This is a genomic window from Ruminiclostridium hungatei (assembly GCF_002051585.1).
In the GTDB taxonomy this organism is placed as follows: Bacteria; Bacillota; Clostridia; order Acetivibrionales; family DSM-1351; genus Ruminiclostridium; species Ruminiclostridium hungatei.
This window is the reverse complement of record NZ_MZGX01000002.1, coordinates 188870-208698: the sequence shown is the minus strand read 5'-3', so window position 1 is coordinate 208698 and position 19829 is coordinate 188870. Positions and strand designations below refer to the sequence as shown.

Genomic DNA, 19829 nt, shown 5'->3' with positions numbered 1-19829 from the left:
TTCATATTCCCATTAATATTTTTATAGTTGTAGTTTACTCCTTTATTGTTATTATGTCTATTACCTTGCTCTCCTCCCTGTACGAAGCGGATTTGACGGAGAAAATTTGTACGGTGAAGAGTCTTATATAAGCGTTTAGAATTTTTTTTGTTAATCCGGTTAAAATAACCTCCACATAATTATAAAGTTTGGAGATTACTCACGTGGAATATTTTTGGACAAATACGGTTTGGTATGCATTGCTTGGACTTATAACGATATTTGAATTGATAATCATATTCCGTAAAACAAAAAATGTCAAGTTCACACTTGCATTTTATCTGACTGTAACAGGACTCACGCTTGCCGCGGAAATAACCCTGTTTTTTGTTTTTAGCGCATATGACTATTACCCCAAAATAATACCCTCCTCCTATTACGATGATGAACTGACAGGAAATCTCTTTTCACAGTTCTCAGCATCAGCAACAGCACTGCTTGTTCCAATTTTCAACCTGAGCTCCTACTGGATATTTATATTTGCGGTCGCCTACGGGCTGATTGAAGAATTATTTCTGGCTCTGGGTGTATACAGCCATAACTGGTATCGTACATGGATGACGCCATTGGGAATGTCCGCACTTTTTTGGCTGGTGAAAAAAATTTATTCCGTAAGCATCAAAAAATCCAGCAAGCTGCTGCACTACCTCAACATATACTTTTCACTGATAACATTGGTGGTTATCACAATTTGCTGGGGATTCATTCTTACCGGCAGGCAGAATTTCAGCCGGTCCCTGGGTAAAAATCCCATTTCCAGCCCTTATCTGGTGTCAGATTTATATACGACCCCGATTTTTATCAGCCTGATGATAATGTATTTCAGGAAGTGGAAAATATACGCCAAGGCCATAGTCATCACACTTTTTTATATAATCACCTACATTTTAGGCTGTCTGCACATTATATACTTTTACAATATATGGTGGTATCTGTTTTTCACAACCTCGCTGATTTTCGGTGCATATTTTTCAATAGTCCTTATGGATTATCTCTACAAAAGCGAAAACTGACAAACATATACTAATTCCGGTAAATATCGCTTCCGCCCCGTGGAAGGAAATCAAAAAATCCCCTGAACTATTTTGCAGACTTGCCATTACATGGGTTCAGCATTTGTTCCTCTCCCCATTGGTTGATAATATCCAGTGCGGGAAGCAGTTCTTTGCAGCGTTCTGTCAATGAATATTCCACATGGGGAGGTATACTGCTCAATTCCATCCTGTCAACGAGACCATGCTCCTCCAGCCCCTGAAGGGAACGTGTCAGCATAATGTTTGTGATTCCTGTCAGCCGACGTTTCAGTTCATTGTACCGGAGACTTTCCCTGGCGGAGAGTTCCCATATAATCGGCAGCCTCCACTTTCCCCCTATTATTTCCAGAGCATGAGTAACTGCACATTTATTGCAGTATACAGGTTTTTCACTTGTTTTTCCGTTATTCATCAGCAGCTCCTTTAAGGCACAAATATGTGCGTACTTGAAATAATGTTCCTTACTGCTAAAATAATTGTAATCGCATAGCAGGCTATTGTAAATAAGCAAGCTTAATTTTGTGGTGGCACAAGACCCCATAACTGTCAAACTATAAGGAGAATATATTTTATGAAGGTATTATTGGTAAATGGAAGTCCCAACAAAGAGGGCTGTACCTACACTGCCTTGCAGGAGGTGGCAGGCGCCCTTGAAAAAAACGGTATTGAAACGGTCATGTTTCATATAGGAAAAAAGCCGGTGCAGGGCTGTACAGCCTGTAAGGCCTGTTACAAGCTTGGAAGCTGCGTTTTTAAGGATGAGCAGTACAATGAATTTATAGAAAGGATAAAAGAAGTTGATGGAATTGTAGTGGGCTCCCCTGTGTATTATGCAGGTCCCAACGGGTCGCTTTGCGCCTTGCTGGACAGGATATTCTATTCCTCAGGCTCACTTCTGACAAATAAACCTGCAGCGGCTGTAGTAAGCTGCAGAAGAGGCGGAGCAAGCGCGTCCTTTGACAGGCTGAACAAGTATTTCACAATCAATCAGATGCCGGTAGTGACCTCACAATACTGGAATTCCGTACATGGCTCTACTCCCGACGATGTAAGAAAAGATCTTGAAGGGCTTCAGACAATGCGTACCCTGGGAAACAATATGGCGTGGATGCTAAAGACCACTGCCGGCTCCCAGTATCCTTATCCTGAAAGAGAAGCACGTACGGCAACCAACTTTATACGATAGGAGATGTTAATATGATAGCGGTATATGCAAGATGCAAGGTGCCCGGACATAACCAGGAAAAGTTCATCAGTATTGCAAAGCAACTGGTCGCAGAAACCATAAAGGAAAAAGGTAATATAAGCTATGAATTGATAAGGGATACCGGAGATCCTGCCGTTTTTGCATTCATGGAGAGATGGGAGAGCCGGGAGGTTCTTGATGCCCATATGAAAACACCTCATTTCACAGCTCTTTTCCCCGCTATGGAAGAATTGCTGGATGGCGAGATGCAGGGCACGGTTTTTGAAATAATTGCATAAGAAGAGCAGTATAATGAACAAGGCCTTTTATCAGCGGCTTTACCCCGGCTCTGTTATGGAGAATCCATCTCAGAAACGGGGTAAAGCTATTAAATTAAACTTTCAATCACTTTTTAGCAACGATAAATATTTTAGAGCAGGAATCCGGAATACTTTCGGACATTCTGGCAATATCCAAAATTGCATTCCTATGTTCTTCTATGTTCCATGCCTCATCAAAGTCAGGGGCCATCCACCCCGGCCCTATCACCCCATGACAGGCTATAAACTCAAGGCCGGCTTCTGCTGTTTCTTCCCTCAGTTCATCCGAACAGTGAAAATATGCATTATCAAGAACACCTTCAGCATACTTATATCGCAGGCCGGTATGAACTTCTCTTTTTAGCTTCTCCATAAAATCCTTATCATATATCAACCCTGTACTGATTCCATAAAACATGGTGGCATACCTGCCAATGGCATATGCAGCAATTATTCCTCCGGGTTTCAAAACTCTCCGGGCTTCACTTAAGGCTTTAATACGCTCGGCTTTCTGGGGCAAATGGTATAATGGTCCGCTGAGGAATACGGCATCAAAACTGTTGGCTGAGTAAGGCAGCTTTAAAGCATCCCCCACTATGAAATTGTCAGCATTTACACCGTTCTCTGCAATTGCCCGCTCCTTTGCCTGCTCAATATGCTTTGGTACGATATCCAAGAGATGTGCGTCATAGCCAAGCTTGGCAAAATGGAAGGCATACTCGCCGGCTGCACCTCCAATGTCACATATTTTTGCCGGGGTTTGTGGAAAATAGCGGGCAAGCAGCTCTGTCATATGTGAAAACTCAAGTTTACCATAGGTTGATTTCAGCCTGTCCTTTTCATTAAAATTGTTATAATAATCAATAATAGATTTTGCTCTTTCATCTGAATTTATCATAAGGCCGCCTTTCATGACTTATTTTTGAAAAACCCTGTTGACCTTCTATTTCACATTGGGGCTGCTCTGATTGGTTTGACATGAAAAGACCACCTCCCGCGTATAAATTACACCGTTATTCAGATTATACTATAAATACCCAAAGAAGGAATATTTTTTTAAGATGTTATATGAACAAAATTTCTCTATCTGAGGTTGGCCCACCGGATATTAATGCTATAATGTCAGAAAGAATGAAGATAGACCTGCTGCAGTTTCAGGAAAGCTTTTCTGATTTATAAAAATAACAGGTAATTTTGTTTGCGGGGTACTGAGATGGATATACTATCAGATTTAATTAAGAATATAACATTTACCCAAAAGATAGAAAAAGATGCTTATAAGTTTTTAGAGTACCACGGCTATAAAGAGATTGCTGAACATTGCTGCAAAGTTGCAGATGAAGCTGAAAAGCCAAATTATGAAGAGGTGGAATTATGAGGGGCGGCAAAAAAGACAGTTATATGGGCGATGTGGGAATAATCAGAAAAATTGACGATATACCTGAGTTGAAGGATGAACTCATTGCAGCCTTTGATAGTAAAAGCCATAGCCATAAAGCTATTTCATGCTATAGTCTGCTCTTGGCACAGCATATTTTGGATTTAACCGGTATACGACCCTGTGATGCAATTAATGAATGCTTTGATATCAACAGGAAATGGCAGGAAGGAAAAGCAAGGTTCCAGGAGGCAAGAAATGTAGCCTTTAAGATACATACCCTAGCCCGGGAAGAAAAAGACCCCATAAAGGTAAAAGTCTTAAGGGTCATGGGACAGGTTGCCGCTACGCCTCATGTAAAGCGACATGCCTTGATTGCATCAGACTATGCAATAACTTTAATAAATTTAATGTTTCCTAAAAATTTAGAGGAAGTACGAAAAGAAAGAAAAATACAAATAGAATTAATGAAGAGTGTTTAAAAGCGTCCGGCCTGGCTGCACTGTTCAGCATATTGCCTGTTGTTCCGGAAGTGTACAATAATTATTATGCACATGATAAGTTAGACAATGAGGTCTTTGGCATGGCTTTGAGGAAGAATGGTGAAATAGTTTCCCAATGTGTAAACAATGGATTTATTCATGAAAATCAGTATTTTATAGACCTTTATACTTTTAACAACTGCGAAAGAAACAAAGGATATGGAACACTTATTTCTTATTATTTAATTATTGATCAACTAAAAAAAGGCTACTTGCCAATATGGGAAACTACTGTTGATAATATGCCTTCCCAAAAAGTTGCTGATAAATTGGGTTTTGAAAAGGTAGAAGAATATCCTGTTTATTCTATCAATATTGTTTAATATTAAAGTCAAAGTATTATCTCCTTAAGGTTATTATACTTAAAGTCCTGTTAACAAGCAAAAAAAGCTGATAGACTGATTAATGAAAAATCCTCTGCCTCCTGCAACACGCCCACAGCCCCGTGGGCCGGTGCCCTTATCTATATGATATAATACGGCTATGTTTGAATGAGGAGTGAATGTATTGAATACACAGGAAATAAAACAATGGCTGTTTGAAAATGGAGGTCCCACAATCCGATATCGTACTTCCACAGAGTTAATGGAATCAAATACCGGCATTGACATTAAGATGATGGAAAGAGCAGTAGCTGAGAGTCAAGAGGTTATCACCTGGCTTAATTATCTAAAACCCATGAATGGAGTCAGCCATATGACACTTCATGGTAGCTATAATCACTTTTATGAGAATGCGATGAGTAAGTTGGTTCAGCTTGGGATACATGCAGGAATACCTGAGTTAGATGAGGCAACGTTGCCTTATAGAACCTGGTTGACTGAAAATATTAATACGAGGGAAGTGTGGGGAGTATTTAGTTTCGCAATTGTTGCCTCATTTCTGGGAATGGCAGGTTATACTGATAATTCTATAAGGACATTCTTGACGAACCGACTTGAAGTATTGCATGAATTTACAAGTAAGCATGAGTACAACATATATGACGATGCAAGCAAATATCAAGGTGTTCCAAAGTCATTTTCCAAATCCCCTATTATTAAGCCTGAACTCTATGAAAATGGAAACTACAGATTTCCTTTGATTTATGATTTATATGGCTTATCTGCATTGATAAACCAGGGTGATAAGGATACGGTGGCTAAGATTAAAGATGTTGTTGGCTATATCCTCACTCCTGACTATCATAATGTTGTTGTTCATAAGTACGGCGTTTTGGTCTCAGCTAATAGGAAATGCTATTCCATGGGCTGGGATGCTAGACTTCCGGGATACTTTGGAATAGATGAGGGAGCTTTTGCCGGAGGTGCTTTATTGATACAGCGCATGGAGTTAATAGCTCGTTTTCCCTATGCTGCTGATTATCCCTGGTTTATTGATGCTATTAAACACCTTGAGACATTCCGAACAGAAAGAGGTACATATGCCTTCCCTAAGCCATATCTTCCAGAAAAAGAAGGCTACTGGGTAAGTGCAGCACACATGGGACTTGGCGAAAACCGTAAGGTAAATATCTCCAGGGAACTCGAGTCCACGTTTTGGATGCTGAAAATCAAAAAGTCAGCAGGTTTACTCTAAAATATTGCAATAATGAGACCCGGTATTATATTGGGCTAAATGCAGGAATTTGAGTGTTTTTTCCCTTCTTTAAATTCATATAATTCAGTTATATCAAAGCTTTAACGGTAAATGTCGTTGGGGCTTTTTATTTCCCATTTTAGTACGAATTCAATCGTATAACAATCGAATAGCTCAAACGTGAATGGCTAAGGAGGTGATCCCCTGATAACAAATAACAGAATGCCCAATAGGCTGTTACAGGAAAAGTCTCCTTATCTGTTACAACACGCTTATAACAAACAAGTCTGGTTAATATTTTACAATTGGAAATGGAGACTTTTTTATAGCCCAATTTTCCAATCTTTCTATTAATTTATTCTGAAGAAATTCTGCAACTCCGTTAATCTGATATGCCTCACCCATAATAGACTGTGTAAAAAATGTAGAAGCAATCAAATTAGCCATCATGGTAGCCTTAAAAATGTCTTCATATTCATCAGCTATGTATGATACAACATTGTCTTCTTTATAATTACATTTTGGCACATAGAATTGCATCATTTGCGCCATACCTGGATTTATAAACTCTATTTCCAATTTTATAGGTGGCTCTATGATAAATGGTTTCAAATTATTCAGTCTTTTCAATGAGTTAAAAGCCTTCTCTTCTATATCTTTGCTGGTTTCCTCTATTGGAAGGCACATAGTTTCCATTCGATTTAAAGACTTTTTAACTATTACGCCTTCTATTCCTGGAAGTAAGGCTTTTGCTTCTCTAATTGCGGCATCATCACCCGTTACCATGATAGCTGGAGTGTTATACGAGCCAAACAACCAAGCACCATTAGCTACTTCACCAATATATTTACCATTTACATTCAATGTATAGTCAGTACCCCCTGTATGGCTCAAAAAGCCATCTGCGGTTCCAGCGCAAGCATGTTGCCCTATCAAAAGGACTGCATCATATTTGCACTTTGCCAGACTCGGTACATCCTTACTTATAATAACTGCATCCCCTTCAATCATATCCTGTCTTAGGTTTCCACCATCTCCATGCCCATCAAATATATCTATTGAAATTGCACCGGCCCTTTTTAGTCCTCTGATAGCAGAATTAACATCACTTGTTATTGCCCGAATGCAGTCCTCATATCCCTTGTTTCCCCAAAAAGGAGCTATTTGCCGATAGTCATTTACACTTGATGCACCTTCTATATCACAACAAATCAAAACCCTCATAAATAGTTCTCCTAATATATTTTATAAAGTTATTTTTATGGAATTATAAATATGTTCCAATAATATCAATTATTTCTTATTAGGTCAAACTATTATTGACGAATCTGTTTATGTAGACCAATGAATTATGTACATGTTCACAATAGAGGGTAAGAACCCTATGTACCCTTATATATGCTTTCATTTATTCCTAATCTTTTAATTTCTTCCTTGTTTATTAGTTGTGGTAATTTATTATCAACACAACAATTAATTCTATTGAAAAAATATACTGCTTCGTATAGCTCCATATAATTTTCATAATCCATATTGAATTTTCAACTCCTTTGCTCGCCTTTGCATATTCTATCTTGAAGTTCCGTACTATACTTAACTGAATTATCATGCTGATTACATGTACATCCACGTAAAGAAATTAATATCAAGATTAAGTTTAAATTATAACTCACAATACTCCAAAGCATTTATCTTTGTTTTCCCAAATCCAAATAAGCATTTTTCTGTTTTGCATAGCACAATTTTTATATGCTTCGTGTTCAATCAACCAAGCAATGAAAATCATTTGAATAGAATAAATCACATATGGGATTGACTTCTTTTCAATGTCTGTCAATTTACAAATATCATCATATCCGTAAATTATTCCTTTTAGCATCTCACCCCCTTTTTCAAAACCACCATCGACTTCACCAGCTTCCGATAAAATTCCTGTAGCACAATAGCAAGGGTCAAAAACTCTTACGTTCCGTTCGCTGATAACAAAATCAATAAATCCGTTTAATTGCAGTATTAATTTTTAAAAACTTTGTCGGAGAGCAACCAAATTCCCGCCTGAATGCTTTGAAAAATCCTGCGTGGGTATCAAAACCATACAATAGAGCAGTATCAACTAATTTGCTGCCATTTTGAACATCATAGATTGCATGATGAAGCCTGCATTTCGTGATAAAAGCTGTAACAGGCATACCTACAAAGTCACAAAAAATATGGCAAAAGTGATAAGTCGAAAATCCTGCAATCTCTGCAAGTTCAGACAAGGAAAGTTCACACTTTAAATTTTCCCCAATGTAGTCAATTGACTTCTGTAGCAGTTCACTTGTGGTCATTGTTGTTTTCCTTTTGATTACCTTTCCGTACGGTAACTTAAGTTTAGCATTGGGAGTGGGTATAAACATTTCCTGTGTTGCGATATTAAATTGATTGTATCATTACTTTCGTCATACTTCATTAAATAATCCCTCATAATGTGAGGAGGTTAAAAAACCTCTCTTTTTTTATAAAATTAGGTTGTATATATAAATTTGTATTGTTGATTATAGACATTAAGAATATATTTAAAACTTTAAAGGGAGAGTGAATGCTTTTGCTAAATAAAATCAGATTAATTTCATTCAGCTTAATTGCTTGTTTTGCCATAAATAGCTTACCTTGTTATGCCAGTTCTATACCAACCAATATTAATGTAGATAACTCAGATGAAGGAGCATATTTTGAGCCTGAGAAGCCCCAAGAGGGGTCTTTGGATAGTACAACCTATAAACTATCGGATTTGAACCAAAAAGTTGAAATAAAAGCATATTCTATTACAGTACCAAGTAAATGGAAAGTTAAAACAGATGGAATTGAAACAGAATTCTATATTGGTGATAAAAAGGTTGGAGAAGTAGCCAGATATGGTTATTTAACCTATGGAAACCATTATGAACTGCTATATGAAAAGCATCTGCAAGGATTTTCTACAGATGTTCTGATGGTTAAACTTGCAAGAAGTTTGCCTGCTGCTGCCAATGATGACACAATTACTGAAGAATTACATTTCTATTTACCCTTAACAAGTAGTAATGAAAAGCTGAACTTTGGTACCAAAGAAGTTTATGATATCAAATTTTTTACAGGGTTTGTACAGGAAGATACTGCTTTAGAAATTATCAAGACATTCAGATATAAATAGTTAATTAATATTCTCCTCGTATTTTTTGAAAGAAAAGGCGGACACCTTTATGATAATCATATTGTTGTTATTCTCATTTCCCAATGCAATGCGCCATATAATTTAAACTTATTACTATCAATATTACCTCGTTATAAGTATCGAACCCAAACTGTCATAAGAATTATTTGTTTTGTTAAATTGGGTAATAATGAAGAAAACTAATTGATTGGAGTTGAAATAATGATAGATTATAAATATACGAATAGGTTGATAAGTGAAAAATCCCCCTACCTCCTGCAGCACGCCCACAACCCCGTGGACTGGTATCCGTGGGGCCCTGAAGCCTTTGCAAGAGCAGCCGGTGAGAATACATATTGCTACATCTTGCCAATATAGCTTATCTACATCATACAACATAAAAAAAGGATAGGCAATTTTCACCCATCCCATATTGTGTCTTATTAATCAAAAGTCCAAGTTTTTGTTGATATTTTACTCATTTCTCTTGCTTGCTCTTTCAGTTCTATTCCTTGTTTAACTACATCTGTATAATGGATTTCAAGTTTAGGTTTATTGGGATTACTAACATCCCTTGTATACACAATTTTATCAATGTATTTTTTGAGAGTTAAATTCCTTAGTTCACTATCCTCACTTTGCCAGTTGTAAGGTTGGTTTAAAAAGTCTTTGTGAAGTTCAACCAGTTTTTCAAAAAACTCATTTCTATCTGTATCAACATCAATGCTTTGAAGTTCTTCCTCAATTTTCTGTAGTCTATAGTTTAACTTATTTCCTGTATCAATAAGCCTCTGATTAACACCCATAGCAAGCTGCATATCTATAAGGTTATCTAATTGCTTATTAATTTTCTTTTTTTCATCAATATATAAACAGCTTCAACCAAATAAACTAGTACTATTATTGTAAACTTCTTTCTTCTGATAAAAACTGCAAATAATTACAACAAATACTTTGTTACTAAAACTTGTTTATGTTCCAGTATATTTCTGAAAAAGGGGGGGGGTACATTTCCATAGGAACTGGCAAAGATTATCACAGACCCAATTTAGATTCTTTTCAGAATTTTGGAATAAAACCTTCCCTTTTATTTTTTGAGATACCTAAAGTTATACAGACTCACAAACCTTTATCACAATACAAAAACACCAATACATTCCTCAAAGTGGGTGCATTTCTTTTTGAGTCAATATAAATAACAGGAATGGCATTTTAGAAATTTATAAAAGTTTATTCCAATCCCAATTTACCATTTTCTCTCTAAACACTTTATGCAATTTATCAATTTCTGTGGCATCAGCATTTAACCACTCATATCTGTCATGTTCAGCTGATAGTCTTACTTCACCTTTTTCAATAATGCAAGAATAAATTATACCTGTTATCTGATAATCTTCCTTAACTGAGTTCCATGTATCCAAAAGTTTAACAGGTTTTATAGTAAGCCCAGTTTCCTCTGACACTTCCCTTATTACAGTTTCTTCTGCACTTTCTCCAAACTCCATTCTACCTCCTGGAAGCTCCAGCCAGTTTTCTTTAATTTCACTTTTATGCATAGCTAAAAACTTACCCTCATGAAGTATCAATGCCTTAACTGCAAAAAAATCTTCTTCTCAAAATCCATTCTTGACCATCCTTTATTATAATTTATTGGGATTTAAGTCACTCATAGTAAACAGTTCCATTAAATGAAGTCCAGCATTTCTCAATTTATCTCTGCCTTCTTCATTTCTAAGGATGACACATAATACATTATTAACTTTGGCATTAAATTTTTTTAAGTCATCTGCACTCAGAATAATCTGCCCACCAGTAGTAACAACATCTTCAATAATGCACACATTCTTTCCAGAAATGTCCATACCTTCTGCTAATTTGCAAGTACCATAATCCTTAGCTTTTTTTCTAACAAAAACAGCAGGAATGCCAGTTTTGATAGATAATGCAGTTGCAATAGGAATACCTCCCATTTCAAGACCTGCTAAAACTTCTGTGTTTTGAGGAATGAGTTTTGACATATATTCAACTATTGAAATCAAGACTTGAGGATTTGACTCAAAAAGGTATTTATCAAAATACTCTCTTGATATCTGACCTGACCTTAACTTGAATGTACCTGTCAGATGAGAAATATTATAAATTTCCTTGGCTAAAATATTTTTATCCAAATTGACCACCCCATATAAAATTAAATTTTATTCATTATACCATTTCCTTCTAAATAAAACCAAGTCTACAAATTAAAATTTAATTGAAATAAAAACAAAAGAAGCCCTCCTAAACTGACACTAAAGGCTTCCTTTATCTTGCCAACTTCTTTTTTAACTTCCTTACTGCTCTGCTTGCTGTAGACTGTGTACATTAAGGTATATACAACCATCTTATTATGAGCCTTTCACAGGGTATTGATGAAAGCATAACAATTAACTTTAAGTTGTACAAGGTTAAATCCTTCTTGAAAATGGTGGAGTGTTGGAGGATGGCAAGTATAACTTTACTGCATTGACTTACAAGGGTACAACCTCTAAAACATTAGTAGAAGCCTTGGAAGCAAGGAATATTTCAGTTGATAAAAAAACCTACTATGGTAAAGCCATTGGGCAAGACCACTTGAAAGGTAAAAACATTGTCCTGATAGGTACACCAAATGTTCCAGAAATAACTTATAAAATGGTTGGTATAATGTTATTTGGAGATAAAATTGACCTCAATAGTGAGTTTATTACACATGAAAAACAGGAAGTAAATGAATTTAGATTGAGATATGGAACATTCAATGACCCACTATTAAAGATGGTACAATCCTACAACCTTGAAAGTGAGTTGTTACAGGCTGTTGGAAGGGCAAGGCTATCCAGAGGTAATAACACAGCTATTCTACTATCAAGATATCCACTAAAAGAAGCTGATATAATCCACTTTCAAGGCACTACCATTAACAGAATGGATAAGGATGTAAATTCCAACTAATCCAGCAGGTACTGAGAATGAAGATACTGGAAAAAATGATATTGTTCTTTTTATTATTATGCAGAAAATAATTTAGGGCATGGTGGAATGCTCCCACCTGCTCTTTTTTATTTGAATACATATTTGTTTTATTTCAAATAATACTTTAGTGGTAAATAATAAACTATATAGGATTAACAAAGTCTATATGTAAATATTTTAAAATGAAAGGAAGGTGATGCCCACATGTCAACTAATAAGAAAGCCAATAGACTGATTACTGAAAAATCCCCATACCTTTTGCAACATGCTTACAACCCTGTTGAATGGTATCCATGGAGTCAGGAAGCCTTTGATAAGGCAATGCAGGAAGATAAACCTGTCTTTCTATCTATTGGCTATAGCTGACCTGTATTCAAAGATGTTGCCACTGGTGGCAATCAAGTTACTGCACCCATATGATTTTAGGTTGAATTGATTAATTAAAATGATATAATGTGTAAAGTATATTTATATTTTGGGAGGCGGAGAAAATAATGTCTGAACAAAAAAAGCTAACCATCGAAGATGAAATTAAGAACCTAAGTCTTAATGTTAAAGGTAGGACGCATGAACATACATTTAACATTAAGAGATATTCAGCCAATCGTGCGACTGAGCAATATCGGAAGCGGCTTCCTAAAATCCTAACCGGCGGGGAAATGGGTTGATTCTTCTTTCCCCGCCGGTATTCTTTTTGAATAAGGTAGATAATCTCGTTAATCGGGGATTGGCGTTTTGCCGGGGTGAGGGTGAGAAATGCTTATAATGTGCGTTCTAAAACTTACTTGTTCAGCTTCATAAGACGGTAAAAGTATGACATCTCGTATAATATCCATAAAAAGTATGCTGTGACCAGTATTGCAAAGACAAGGTTGGTTTGCAGTAAAAAGAATGCCAATACCGGCAAAATAACAGGGAATATGAGCATGGCATAGAAAAACACTTTCAAATTTTTTGTTTTTTGGAGTAATAAAGGGGATAAGCCCAACAGTAGGATAACAACAACCGTCAGGACTATGGAAACAATATCGTTGTTCACAATAACATTGTATAAAATAAAGCCAAACATCAGATAGACAATAACACCTAAATAACGCATTATTCTCGACAGCAATGCATTATCCGGGTGCTTCAGGCTGTCAAACCATTCCTGATAATCCTTGGTCTGGGATTTACCGGCAATAAAAATTGATATCAGGCAACAACCCAACGTGTATAAAAATGCTATTACGTTAAAACCCATAGCACACCTCACAAAATATAAATACTGCCGTTCTATGCCTGTTCCTCCCGTTTATGTAGAAAAGAATGGTACAGTACGGCTCATTTAACAGAATAGCACAATCCGGCGCGGATTGCTATGCTTTTTCTTTTTGATAAAGGTAATCGGAAAGGTAATCCCATCGTTAAATTACAAAAAATCCTTTTGACCCCTTGACAAATGAAGCCGTTTCTTTTTATTGGCTTTCACAAGTTAATAGGCTTACTGGAGCAATTGAAGAAACTATTAAAACTATTTTAGGTGATAATTGAACCTTTAGCTAATAAGCATAACACCGTACACTAAACACTTTATCATATCTATACCTAATAAATATACCATACATATTACAGCCCGTTCACACCCTTAAAGTGATCGGGCTGTAATCATTCTGCGAGATTTATAGCATTAACACTGGGTTGTGCCTTGCATTCTTGACAGTGTAATATGTGTCGCAATCTGGCTTGTTGAGATATGTCAAACGGTATCATTTGTTGCTTCTTGGGTATGCTAAGTATATCTTAAACATAGAAAGGAGTTGATGCCCTATGACTAACAGTAGAGAACCCAATAGATTAATCCATGAGAAATCGCCATATTTACTGCAACATGCATATAATCCTGTAAACTGGTTTCCATGGAGTTGCCAAGCTTTTGAAAAAGCTGCGCAAGAAGATAAGCCTATCTTCCTTTCTATTGGGTATTCCTAGTGGTTGGAAATAAATGGGTTTACATGCCATTGGTGCCACGTAATGGAGCGGGAATCCTTCGAAGACCTGGAAGTGGCACAACTGCTCAATAAATATTTCGTATGCATCAAGGTAGACCGTGAGGAACGGCCTGATATAGACAGCATTTACATGTCAGTGTGCCAGGCACTTACAGGGTATGGAGGCTGGCCGCTGACTGTGTTTCTCACTCCCGGCAGGCAGCCGTTTTTCGCAGGAACCTATTATCCCAAGGATGACAGCCGGGGAACCATGGGTTTGCTGAGTCTCCTCCAAGCCATCCGGGATGCATGGGAAAACAATAGAAAAGCTCTGTTGGACTCTGCCCGTGAGATCATAGCCTATCAGAGCGCTGAGAAAGGCCCAAGCGGCGGTGAATTGACCAGGGCTGCAATTCAAGACGCCTTTTCCCACCTCAAGTACAGCTTTGACAGCAGTTACGGCGGCTTTGGCAGAGCCCCCAAATTTCCCTCCCCTCACAATCTCCTGTTCCTTCTCAGATATTGGTATGACTTCAAGGAACCCTATGCTCTTGAAATCGTTGAAAAGACACTTGTATCCATGAAAACCGGAGGAATATTCGATCATATCGGGTTTGGCTTCAGCAGGTACTCCACAGACAGGAAGTGGCTTGTTCCCCACTTCGAAAAAATGCTGTACGACAATGCGCTTTTGGCACTGGCCTATGGTGAAGCCTTCAGCGCCACAGGAAAAAAAGAATATTCTGCTGCTGCATGCCAGATACTTGAATATGTTTTAAGAGACATGACCTCTTCTGAAGGCGGCTTTTACTCTGCGGAGGATGCGGATTCCGAGGGTGTGGAAGGAAAATTCTACGTGTGGACACCCGAGGAAATATCAGAAGTACTGGGCCCCAGTGACGCGGAGGAATACTGCAGGCTCTATGACATTACAGAATCGGGCAATTTTGAGGATAAAAACATTCCCAATCTTATTGAGACAGGCTCCTTAACCGAAGATAAGCTGGAGTTTGCCGAGAAGTGCCGTATAAAGCTGTTCAACCGCAGAGAGAACAGGCTGCACCCATACAAGGATGATAAAATCCTCACCGGCTGGAATGGTCTGATGCTGGCCGCCTTTGCCTATTGCGGCAGAATTTTTAAACAAAGCAGGTTTATTTCCGCCGCGGAAAAGTGCGCCGGCTTTATACTTGAAAAGCTCTTAAGCCCGGAAGGAAGACTCCTTGCCAGATACAGGGCGGGAGAGGCTGCTATAAATGCCTTTCTGGAGGATTACGCCTTTCTGGTATGGGGACTGCTGGAGCTATATGAGGCAACCTACAAGGCAGAATATTTGAAATATGCCCTGAAATTAAACGGGCAAATGCTGGAGCTCTTTACGGATGAAAACTCAAAAGGCCTCTTTCTTTACGGCAAGGATTCTGAAGAGCTCATTACCCGTCCCAGGGAAGGCTATGACGGTGCCATGCCTTCAGGAAATTCAGCGGCTGCCATGAATCTCATAAGATTAGCCAGGCTGACCGGGCAGCATGAACTTGAGGAAAGGGCAAAAAGCATTATGGACTATTTCAGCGATGAGGTGGAATCCGCTCCAACCGGCCACAGTTATATGCTCTGCGCCTATATGTACTCCATTTCCGAAAATGCCTCCGAAGTGGTAATGACAGGTAATGCCGGCAGCCATATGTCCAATGCCTATAACAGTATTTACAGTCCGTTTTCCATAGCTGTTGCCAACATAACCCCCGAGCTTGCAGAACTCGTTCCTTTTATAGAGGAGTACAAGGGACTTGACAATAAAAACGCGGCTTATGTCTGCAGAAATTTTGCCTGTTCGTCTCCTGTAACTGAGCCTTCTGAGCTTATCAGCAGGCTGTCCTCTGCAAGATAACCAAGTTCCTTATTGCAGCATTACTTTATGCTCTCTATATAACCTCTCAGAGTTTTTTCATCCATGGAACCCTGGGCCAGGTCAACCAGGTAGCCGTCACTGTCAATAAAAAGCGTTGTTGGAATAGACCTTATCATGTAAGTATAGGCAGCCTCCTGCCGGGTGTCAAAGTACACCGGAAACTCAAAGCCCTGTCCTTCAACGTAGCTCTGTCCCTTTTCCACTGTTTCCCGCTGTCCGTCGGTAAGGTCCACCATCATAAAATTGACCTGCTCCCCGTAATCCTTGTATGCCTTATCAAAATGAGGCATCTCCTCCTTGCAGGGGGGGCACCAGGATGCCCAGAAATTCACCACCAGCGGCTTTCCTTCAAAATCCGTCAGTTTTACCGTATTGCCTTCACCGTCAACTACTGAAAAATCCGGTGCTTTTACCCCGTCTTCATCACTTGCCCCGCTTTGTTCAGCGCCTTGTCCCTGGCTTCGTGCCGCACTGCCTGTACCATCTGCAGTGCTGTTCCCGGACGGCCTGGCATTATTACCCTCAGAAATCTGGCCTCTTCCAGGGCTGTACTGTGCACTCAAAATATTATAGCCAATATACGCCCCACCCATTAAAATTATAAACGCCAGTATTCCTATCAATGTTTTAAGTTTCCTGCTCATACAGCCTCCCTTTCCAGACGGTATTTTATGACAAAAGCAGCAGCAGATATCCTAAACGGCCTGTCATCATAAGTATTCCGACTAGAATCAAAAATACTCCTGAGATGATATTTATGCTTTTATAATGTCTTTTCACTGCATCAAAGGCACCCTTCAGCCTGTCTATGAGCACTGCGCATATCACAAAAGGCACTCCCAGTCCCAAAGAATAAAACAACAGCATTATAATTCCTTTTACCATTTCTCCCTGCTGCCCCGCCTGCATGAGGGCAGAACCCAGAAAAGCCCCCACGCATGGCGTCCAGCTTATGGAAAAAATAATTCCGAACAAAAAAGCCGACATGAACCTGAGCCTTTCCACCCTGGCAGTGATTTTGCCCACCTGCCCCATAAAAGGCAATCTTATCAGGTTTAAAAATCCAAGTCCCAGCAAAATCACTATCAACCCGGAAACAAGGTTCAATATTGTATTATATTCCTTCAGAAATCCACCCACCGCTCCGGCAAAGGCCCCCAGCAGAACAAATACTGCTGTAAAGCCAAGGACAAACCCCAGGGAATTTATGAAGGCCCTCAGACCTTTCCCCTCCTCCACGGTACCTGCAAAGTACAGGACATAAATGGGCAGCATGGGCAGCATGCACGGTGAAATAAAAGTTATAATTCCCTCAAGAAACAGAATAAGGTATTGCAATCGAGCTCCTCCATTACCGCCGTTCCGGCTCCTGCCTCCGGCAAAATCCATAAAAAGGCAAAGGAGCGTATCAAAAATATGCAGACTATACACCAAGTTCTATTGGATATTTTCTCTACAGCCCCTTTTAAAGCCTCCATTAATTTTATTACATTATACCACGTTTACAGGGATAGATAATTTAAATGTTTTTTTATCTATACATTAGCGAAGCATTTGTCTATAACCTTTTCATCAATATCAAGCTTTCCCGACCTGCCTTTTGCCAGCCAAACCGCCGCCAAAACCACAATGGCCACAGGAAGCGCTATGAAGGTGGTTCCTACCATTGAAAGCTTTTCCAGAGAAGTTCCCAGCACAATGGAGGTTTTGCCTGTCAGAAGCTTGCATATCTGCATATAGGATGCATTTGAATGAACAAAGAAGGTCCACACAAACCAGGCAGCCGACCCCGAAATCATCCCCCACTTTGCCGCAGCTTTGGGAAGGCTTTTGAAATACAGTGCTCCCACATAGACAGGTAAAAATGCCGCTGTTGTCAATTCAAAGAACATTGTAGTGAACTTTGCTATTATACCGTCTGCTATGGGAAGTCCATTTGATGACCAGGCTATTGCGGTGCTCAATACAATAACCACAAGCGTAGCCGTCTTTGTCATAGTCAGGGTATTGCCCTTCTTGCCAAAGCTCTTCTCGTATAAGTCCCTGCCCGCTGCGGTTCCCATGGTATGAAACTGCGAGCTCAGGGTGGACATGGCTGCTGCAAGCATTGACACAAGGAATATGGCGGCAAACCACTCAGGCAGGAAAGATTTTATAAACAGCGGAATTATATTGTCATTTACCTTATCCGCCGCCATTATTGCAATTTTTCCTGTCTTCTCGAACAGAAGCACATTTGAAAGTGCTCCTACAACAAAGGCAACACCGGTCATGGCCAATATGAAAATACCTCCTGAAAATACGGCTCTGTTCAGCTCCCTGTCGCTTTTAACCGTCATGAAGCGCACTACAAGCTGCGGTTGAGCCAATACACCGATTCCAACTCCAAGTACAATGGTTGAAACCAGGCTCCACCACATGGGCGATCCTCCCTTTGGCATTGAGGTCCAGCCCTGAAAGCCTGTTGAAACCGATTTAGCTATGTCTTCTTGAATAGCCGGGTTTGAAAAGAGATCAGTAAGCTTCTGGTGAGCCGCTGTAAAACCTCCAAGGTTTACATAAGCCGTTATAAGCAACACCATCATTGCCACAAACATGATACAGGCCTGGAAAGCATCGGTATACATTACTGCCTTCATTCCGCCCATCCATACATAGGCTGCTACTATCAGAACAAAAGCCAGAAGAGAAATGCCATATGGTATTCCAAAATAGGTCTGGACAAAATTTGCCCCTCCTTTTATGACACTGGCAGCGTAAATCGGCATGAACAGGAATATAAGTGCCGCAGCAAATCCTTGAATAAATTTGGACTCAAATCTTTTACCCAAAAGCTCCGGAAATGTGTGGGCATTCAGCCTGTGACCCATCCTTCTGGTCTTTTTGCCAAATAGAACAAATGCTATGAATATACCTATGAAAACATTGAAGAAAGTAAGCCAGAGCAAGCCCATGCCCATGTTTGCGGCCAGCCCGCCAAAGCCTACAATAGCTGAAGTACTGATAAACGTCGCCCCATAGGATAATGCCATAATTAAAGGATGCGTTTTCCTTCCTGCCAGAAGAAAATCCTGAGACGATTTTGTATTTTTATAGCCAAGATACCCTAAGAAAATAGTAATTAAGAGAAATACGATAACAACAATTATCGAATAGAAAACCATGCAAAAATCCTCCTTAGAATTTGTGAAATTAAAAAATTACAATTCTAAAGAGTAAGTTATCACCAGAATATTCGACCCGCTCTTATATTCTAAACTACATACTCTTGTATATGAAACTGCTTTTATTGGAAATTATGTAAGAAACTTTGCTGAATTTTTTTTATTGCAGACCGGATTGCTTAATGCTCCCCTAATTCCCACTCTGCTTCTTCCTCTATTTGCTGACTTTCAAGTTCTCCCCCCTTGTTCCAGTTCACCAGGCCGTATACTGCACAGAGCAGTGCACTGGATATGCACAGTAAATAAACCGCTACAATAGTCAAATCAGGTATGCCAAACATTCTATCCCCTCCCATCCCTTTCTTCTGCTGATTACCGGCTTTTCACACAAACTTGCACCTGCAAACCTTTGAGAATATGGACCTGCAATCCTTGGAATAAATTAATAATTTTAAAGGTCAATACCAATTGACCTTATGACCCGGCAGTTGCCTTGCCGACATATTCTGCATAAGCCAACCGGGCCTGCAGAATTTAATC

23 protein-coding genes and 3 pseudogenes are annotated in these 19829 nt (G+C 39.1%); 12 read left to right on the top strand and 14 right to left on the bottom strand.

What is annotated here, in order from left to right:
* Positions 1 to 203 precede the first annotated feature (203 nt).
* Positions 204 to 1052, top strand: a complete 849-nt coding sequence (locus CLHUN_RS02365; protein WP_080062957.1) for a hypothetical protein — start codon at positions 204 to 206, stop codon at positions 1050 to 1052.
* 67 nt (positions 1053 to 1119) lie between these two features.
* Here CLHUN_RS02365 and CLHUN_RS02360 read toward each other — a convergent pair whose 3' ends face one another.
* Positions 1120 to 1485 (bottom strand): winged helix-turn-helix transcriptional regulator, encoded by a 366-nt coding sequence (locus CLHUN_RS02360; protein ID WP_080062956.1) that lies wholly within the window; start codon positions 1483 to 1485, stop codon positions 1120 to 1122.
* 159 nt (positions 1486 to 1644) lie between these two features.
* On the opposite strand from CLHUN_RS02360, the gene CLHUN_RS02355 reads away from it, so the two are divergent.
* Both CLHUN_RS02355 and CLHUN_RS02350 read left to right on the top strand, forming a co-directional pair.
* Positions 1645 to 2259, top strand: coding sequence for a flavodoxin family protein (locus CLHUN_RS02355; protein ID WP_080062955.1), 615 nt, complete (start codon positions 1645 to 1647; stop codon positions 2257 to 2259).
* Between the two features lie 11 nt (positions 2260 to 2270).
* Positions 2271 to 2558, top strand: a complete 288-nt coding sequence (locus CLHUN_RS02350; RefSeq protein ID WP_080062954.1) for a putative quinol monooxygenase — start codon at positions 2271 to 2273, stop codon at positions 2556 to 2558.
* A 106-nt stretch (positions 2559 to 2664) separates the two neighbouring features.
* Here CLHUN_RS02350 and CLHUN_RS02345 read toward each other — a convergent pair whose 3' ends face one another.
* Positions 2665 to 3477 carry a class I SAM-dependent methyltransferase gene (locus CLHUN_RS02345; protein ID WP_165755634.1) on the bottom strand — a complete coding sequence of 271 codons (813 nt, stop codon included), beginning with the start codon at positions 3475 to 3477 and terminating at the stop codon, positions 2665 to 2667.
* A gap of 315 nt (positions 3478 to 3792) precedes the next feature.
* Between CLHUN_RS02345 and CLHUN_RS22005 the strand changes: the two genes are divergently transcribed.
* The 4 genes from CLHUN_RS22005 to CLHUN_RS02330 all read left to right on the top strand — a co-directional run bounded on the left by CLHUN_RS22005 (position 3793) and on the right by CLHUN_RS02330 (position 6077).
* Complete coding sequence (locus CLHUN_RS22005) at positions 3793 to 3957, top strand: hypothetical protein (RefSeq protein ID WP_165755633.1); 165 nt, start codon at positions 3793 to 3795, stop codon at positions 3955 to 3957.
* Entirely contained in the window at positions 3954 to 4439 is a 486-nt protein-coding gene (locus CLHUN_RS02340) for a putative immunity protein (RefSeq protein WP_207559127.1), read from the top strand. Before CLHUN_RS22005 ends, CLHUN_RS02340 begins: the two co-directional genes overlap by 4 nt.
* Positions 4440 to 4489: 50 nt before the next feature.
* Positions 4490 to 4822: a GNAT family N-acetyltransferase gene (locus CLHUN_RS02335; RefSeq protein ID WP_165755632.1), complete on the top strand. Its 333-nt coding sequence runs from the start codon at positions 4490 to 4492 to the stop codon at positions 4820 to 4822.
* 184 nt (positions 4823 to 5006) lie between these two features.
* Positions 5007 to 6077, top strand: a complete 1071-nt coding sequence (locus CLHUN_RS02330; protein WP_080062951.1) for a hypothetical protein — start codon at positions 5007 to 5009, stop codon at positions 6075 to 6077.
* Positions 6078 to 6368: 291 nt separating this feature from the next.
* Here the strand turns inward: CLHUN_RS02330 and CLHUN_RS02325 are convergent, their stop codons facing one another.
* From CLHUN_RS02325 to CLHUN_RS22350, 4 genes are all read right to left on the bottom strand, one after another.
* Complete coding sequence (locus CLHUN_RS02325) at positions 6369 to 7301, bottom strand: M55 family metallopeptidase (RefSeq protein ID WP_080062950.1); 933 nt, start codon at positions 7299 to 7301, stop codon at positions 6369 to 6371.
* 158 nt (positions 7302 to 7459) lie between these two features.
* Positions 7460 to 7609 carry a hypothetical protein gene (locus CLHUN_RS22000; RefSeq protein ID WP_165755631.1) on the bottom strand — a complete coding sequence of 50 codons (150 nt, stop codon included), beginning with the start codon at positions 7607 to 7609 and terminating at the stop codon, positions 7460 to 7462.
* A 137-nt stretch (positions 7610 to 7746) separates the two neighbouring features.
* Complete coding sequence (locus CLHUN_RS22465) at positions 7747 to 7956, bottom strand: hypothetical protein (protein ID WP_242656413.1); 210 nt, start codon at positions 7954 to 7956, stop codon at positions 7747 to 7749.
* Between the two features lie 109 nt (positions 7957 to 8065).
* Positions 8066 to 8407, bottom strand: coding sequence for a helix-turn-helix transcriptional regulator (locus CLHUN_RS22350; RefSeq protein ID WP_242656412.1), 342 nt, complete (start codon positions 8405 to 8407; stop codon positions 8066 to 8068).
* A 251-nt stretch (positions 8408 to 8658) separates the two neighbouring features.
* On the opposite strand from CLHUN_RS22350, the gene CLHUN_RS02315 reads away from it, so the two are divergent.
* Positions 8659 to 9252, top strand: coding sequence for a hypothetical protein (locus tag CLHUN_RS02315; protein ID WP_080062949.1), 594 nt, complete (start codon positions 8659 to 8661; stop codon positions 9250 to 9252).
* Between the two features lie 222 nt (positions 9253 to 9474).
* Positions 9475 to 9603: pseudogene (locus tag CLHUN_RS02310) on the top strand (DUF255 domain-containing protein); the annotation flags it as partial.
* 92 nt (positions 9604 to 9695) lie between these two features.
* On the opposite strand, the gene CLHUN_RS02305 reads toward CLHUN_RS02310, so the two are convergent.
* The 3 genes from CLHUN_RS02305 to pyrE all read right to left on the bottom strand — a co-directional run bounded on the left by CLHUN_RS02305 (position 9696) and on the right by pyrE (position 11420).
* The gene (locus CLHUN_RS02305; RefSeq protein ID WP_080062948.1) at positions 9696 to 10058 is read right to left on the bottom strand and encodes a hypothetical protein; all 363 of its coding nucleotides are present in this window, start codon (positions 10056 to 10058) and stop codon (positions 9696 to 9698) included.
* 414 nt (positions 10059 to 10472) lie between these two features.
* The gene (locus CLHUN_RS02300; RefSeq protein ID WP_080062947.1) at positions 10473 to 10838 is read right to left on the bottom strand and encodes an NUDIX domain-containing protein; all 366 of its coding nucleotides are present in this window, start codon (positions 10836 to 10838) and stop codon (positions 10473 to 10475) included.
* Between the two features lie 54 nt (positions 10839 to 10892).
* The gene (gene pyrE, locus CLHUN_RS02295) at positions 10893 to 11420 is read right to left on the bottom strand and encodes an orotate phosphoribosyltransferase (protein ID WP_080062946.1); all 528 of its coding nucleotides are present in this window, start codon (positions 11418 to 11420) and stop codon (positions 10893 to 10895) included.
* Between the two features lie 304 nt (positions 11421 to 11724).
* Here pyrE and CLHUN_RS02290 point away from each other — a divergent pair, with 304 nt between their 5' ends.
* Together CLHUN_RS02290 and CLHUN_RS02285 are read left to right on the top strand one after the other, a co-directional pair.
* A complete protein-coding gene (locus CLHUN_RS02290) occupies positions 11725 to 12222 on the top strand; it encodes a hypothetical protein (protein ID WP_080062945.1) in 498 nt (165 codons plus the stop codon).
* Positions 12223 to 12447: 225 nt separating this feature from the next.
* Positions 12448 to 12606 (top strand): annotated as a pseudogene (locus tag CLHUN_RS02285) (DUF255 domain-containing protein); the annotation flags it as partial.
* Between the two features lie 418 nt (positions 12607 to 13024).
* On the opposite strand, the gene CLHUN_RS02280 reads toward CLHUN_RS02285, so the two are convergent.
* On the bottom strand, positions 13025 to 13486 hold the full coding sequence (locus CLHUN_RS02280) for a tryptophan-rich sensory protein (protein ID WP_080062943.1): 462 nt from the start codon (positions 13484 to 13486) through the stop codon (positions 13025 to 13027).
* A gap of 566 nt (positions 13487 to 14052) precedes the next feature.
* Between CLHUN_RS02280 and CLHUN_RS22840 the strand changes: the two are divergent.
* Positions 14053 to 14559, top strand: a pseudogene (locus CLHUN_RS22840) (thioredoxin domain-containing protein); the annotation flags it as partial.
* A gap of 1565 nt (positions 14560 to 16124) precedes the next feature.
* Here CLHUN_RS22840 and CLHUN_RS02270 read toward each other — a convergent pair.
* From CLHUN_RS02270 to CLHUN_RS21995, 4 genes are all read right to left on the bottom strand, one after another.
* Positions 16125 to 16769, bottom strand: coding sequence for a TlpA family protein disulfide reductase (locus tag CLHUN_RS02270; protein ID WP_080062942.1), 645 nt, complete (start codon positions 16767 to 16769; stop codon positions 16125 to 16127).
* Between the two features lie 25 nt (positions 16770 to 16794).
* Positions 16795 to 17463: a cytochrome c biogenesis CcdA family protein gene (locus tag CLHUN_RS02265; RefSeq protein ID WP_080062941.1), complete on the bottom strand. Its 669-nt coding sequence runs from the start codon at positions 17461 to 17463 to the stop codon at positions 16795 to 16797.
* Positions 17464 to 17660: 197 nt separating this feature from the next.
* On the bottom strand, positions 17661 to 19289 hold the full coding sequence (locus CLHUN_RS02260) for a sodium:solute symporter family protein (RefSeq protein ID WP_080062940.1): 1629 nt from the start codon (positions 19287 to 19289) through the stop codon (positions 17661 to 17663).
* Positions 19290 to 19468: 179 nt separating this feature from the next.
* A complete protein-coding gene (locus CLHUN_RS21995) occupies positions 19469 to 19630 on the bottom strand; it encodes a symporter small accessory protein (protein ID WP_165755630.1) in 162 nt (53 codons plus the stop codon).
* Positions 19631 to 19829 lie beyond the last annotated feature (199 nt).

Bases quoted from the DNA above. Each gene is read 5' to 3' on its own strand.
- CLHUN_RS02325 (WP_080062950.1), bottom strand. From the start codon at position 7,301: ATGAGGGTTTTGATTTGTTGTGATATAGAAGGTGCATCAAGTGTAAAT.
- CLHUN_RS02280 (WP_080062943.1), bottom strand. From the start codon at position 13,486: ATGGGTTTTAACGTAATAGCATTTTTATACACGTTGGGTTGTTGCCTG.
- CLHUN_RS02360 (WP_080062956.1), bottom strand. From the start codon at position 1,485: ATGAATAACGGAAAAACAAGTGAAAAACCTGTATACTGCAATAAATGT.
- CLHUN_RS21995 (WP_165755630.1), bottom strand. From the start codon at position 19,630: ATGTTTGGCATACCTGATTTGACTATTGTAGCGGTTTATTTACTGTGC.
- CLHUN_RS02345 (WP_165755634.1), bottom strand. From the start codon at position 3,477: ATGATAAATTCAGATGAAAGAGCAAAATCTATTATTGATTATTATAAC.
- CLHUN_RS22000 (WP_165755631.1), bottom strand. From the start codon at position 7,609: ATGGATTATGAAAATTATATGGAGCTATACGAAGCAGTATATTTTTTC.
- CLHUN_RS02350 (WP_080062954.1), top strand. From the start codon at position 2,271: ATGATAGCGGTATATGCAAGATGCAAGGTGCCCGGACATAACCAGGAA.
- CLHUN_RS22005 (WP_165755633.1), top strand. From the start codon at position 3,793: ATGGATATACTATCAGATTTAATTAAGAATATAACATTTACCCAAAAG.
- CLHUN_RS02270 (WP_080062942.1), bottom strand. From the start codon at position 16,769: ATGAGCAGGAAACTTAAAACATTGATAGGAATACTGGCGTTTATAATT.
- CLHUN_RS22465 (WP_242656413.1), bottom strand. From the start codon at position 7,956: ATGCTAAAAGGAATAATTTACGGATATGATGATATTTGTAAATTGACA.
- CLHUN_RS02340 (WP_207559127.1), top strand. From the start codon at position 3,954: ATGAGGGGCGGCAAAAAAGACAGTTATATGGGCGATGTGGGAATAATC.
- CLHUN_RS22350 (WP_242656412.1), bottom strand. From the start codon at position 8,407: ATGACCACAAGTGAACTGCTACAGAAGTCAATTGACTACATTGGGGAA.
- CLHUN_RS02260 (WP_080062940.1), bottom strand. From the start codon at position 19,289: ATGGTTTTCTATTCGATAATTGTTGTTATCGTATTTCTCTTAATTACT.
- CLHUN_RS02355 (WP_080062955.1), top strand. From the start codon at position 1,645: ATGAAGGTATTATTGGTAAATGGAAGTCCCAACAAAGAGGGCTGTACC.
- CLHUN_RS02315 (WP_080062949.1), top strand. From the start codon at position 8,659: ATGCTTTTGCTAAATAAAATCAGATTAATTTCATTCAGCTTAATTGCT.
- CLHUN_RS02305 (WP_080062948.1), bottom strand. From the start codon at position 10,058: ATGGGTGTTAATCAGAGGCTTATTGATACAGGAAATAAGTTAAACTAT.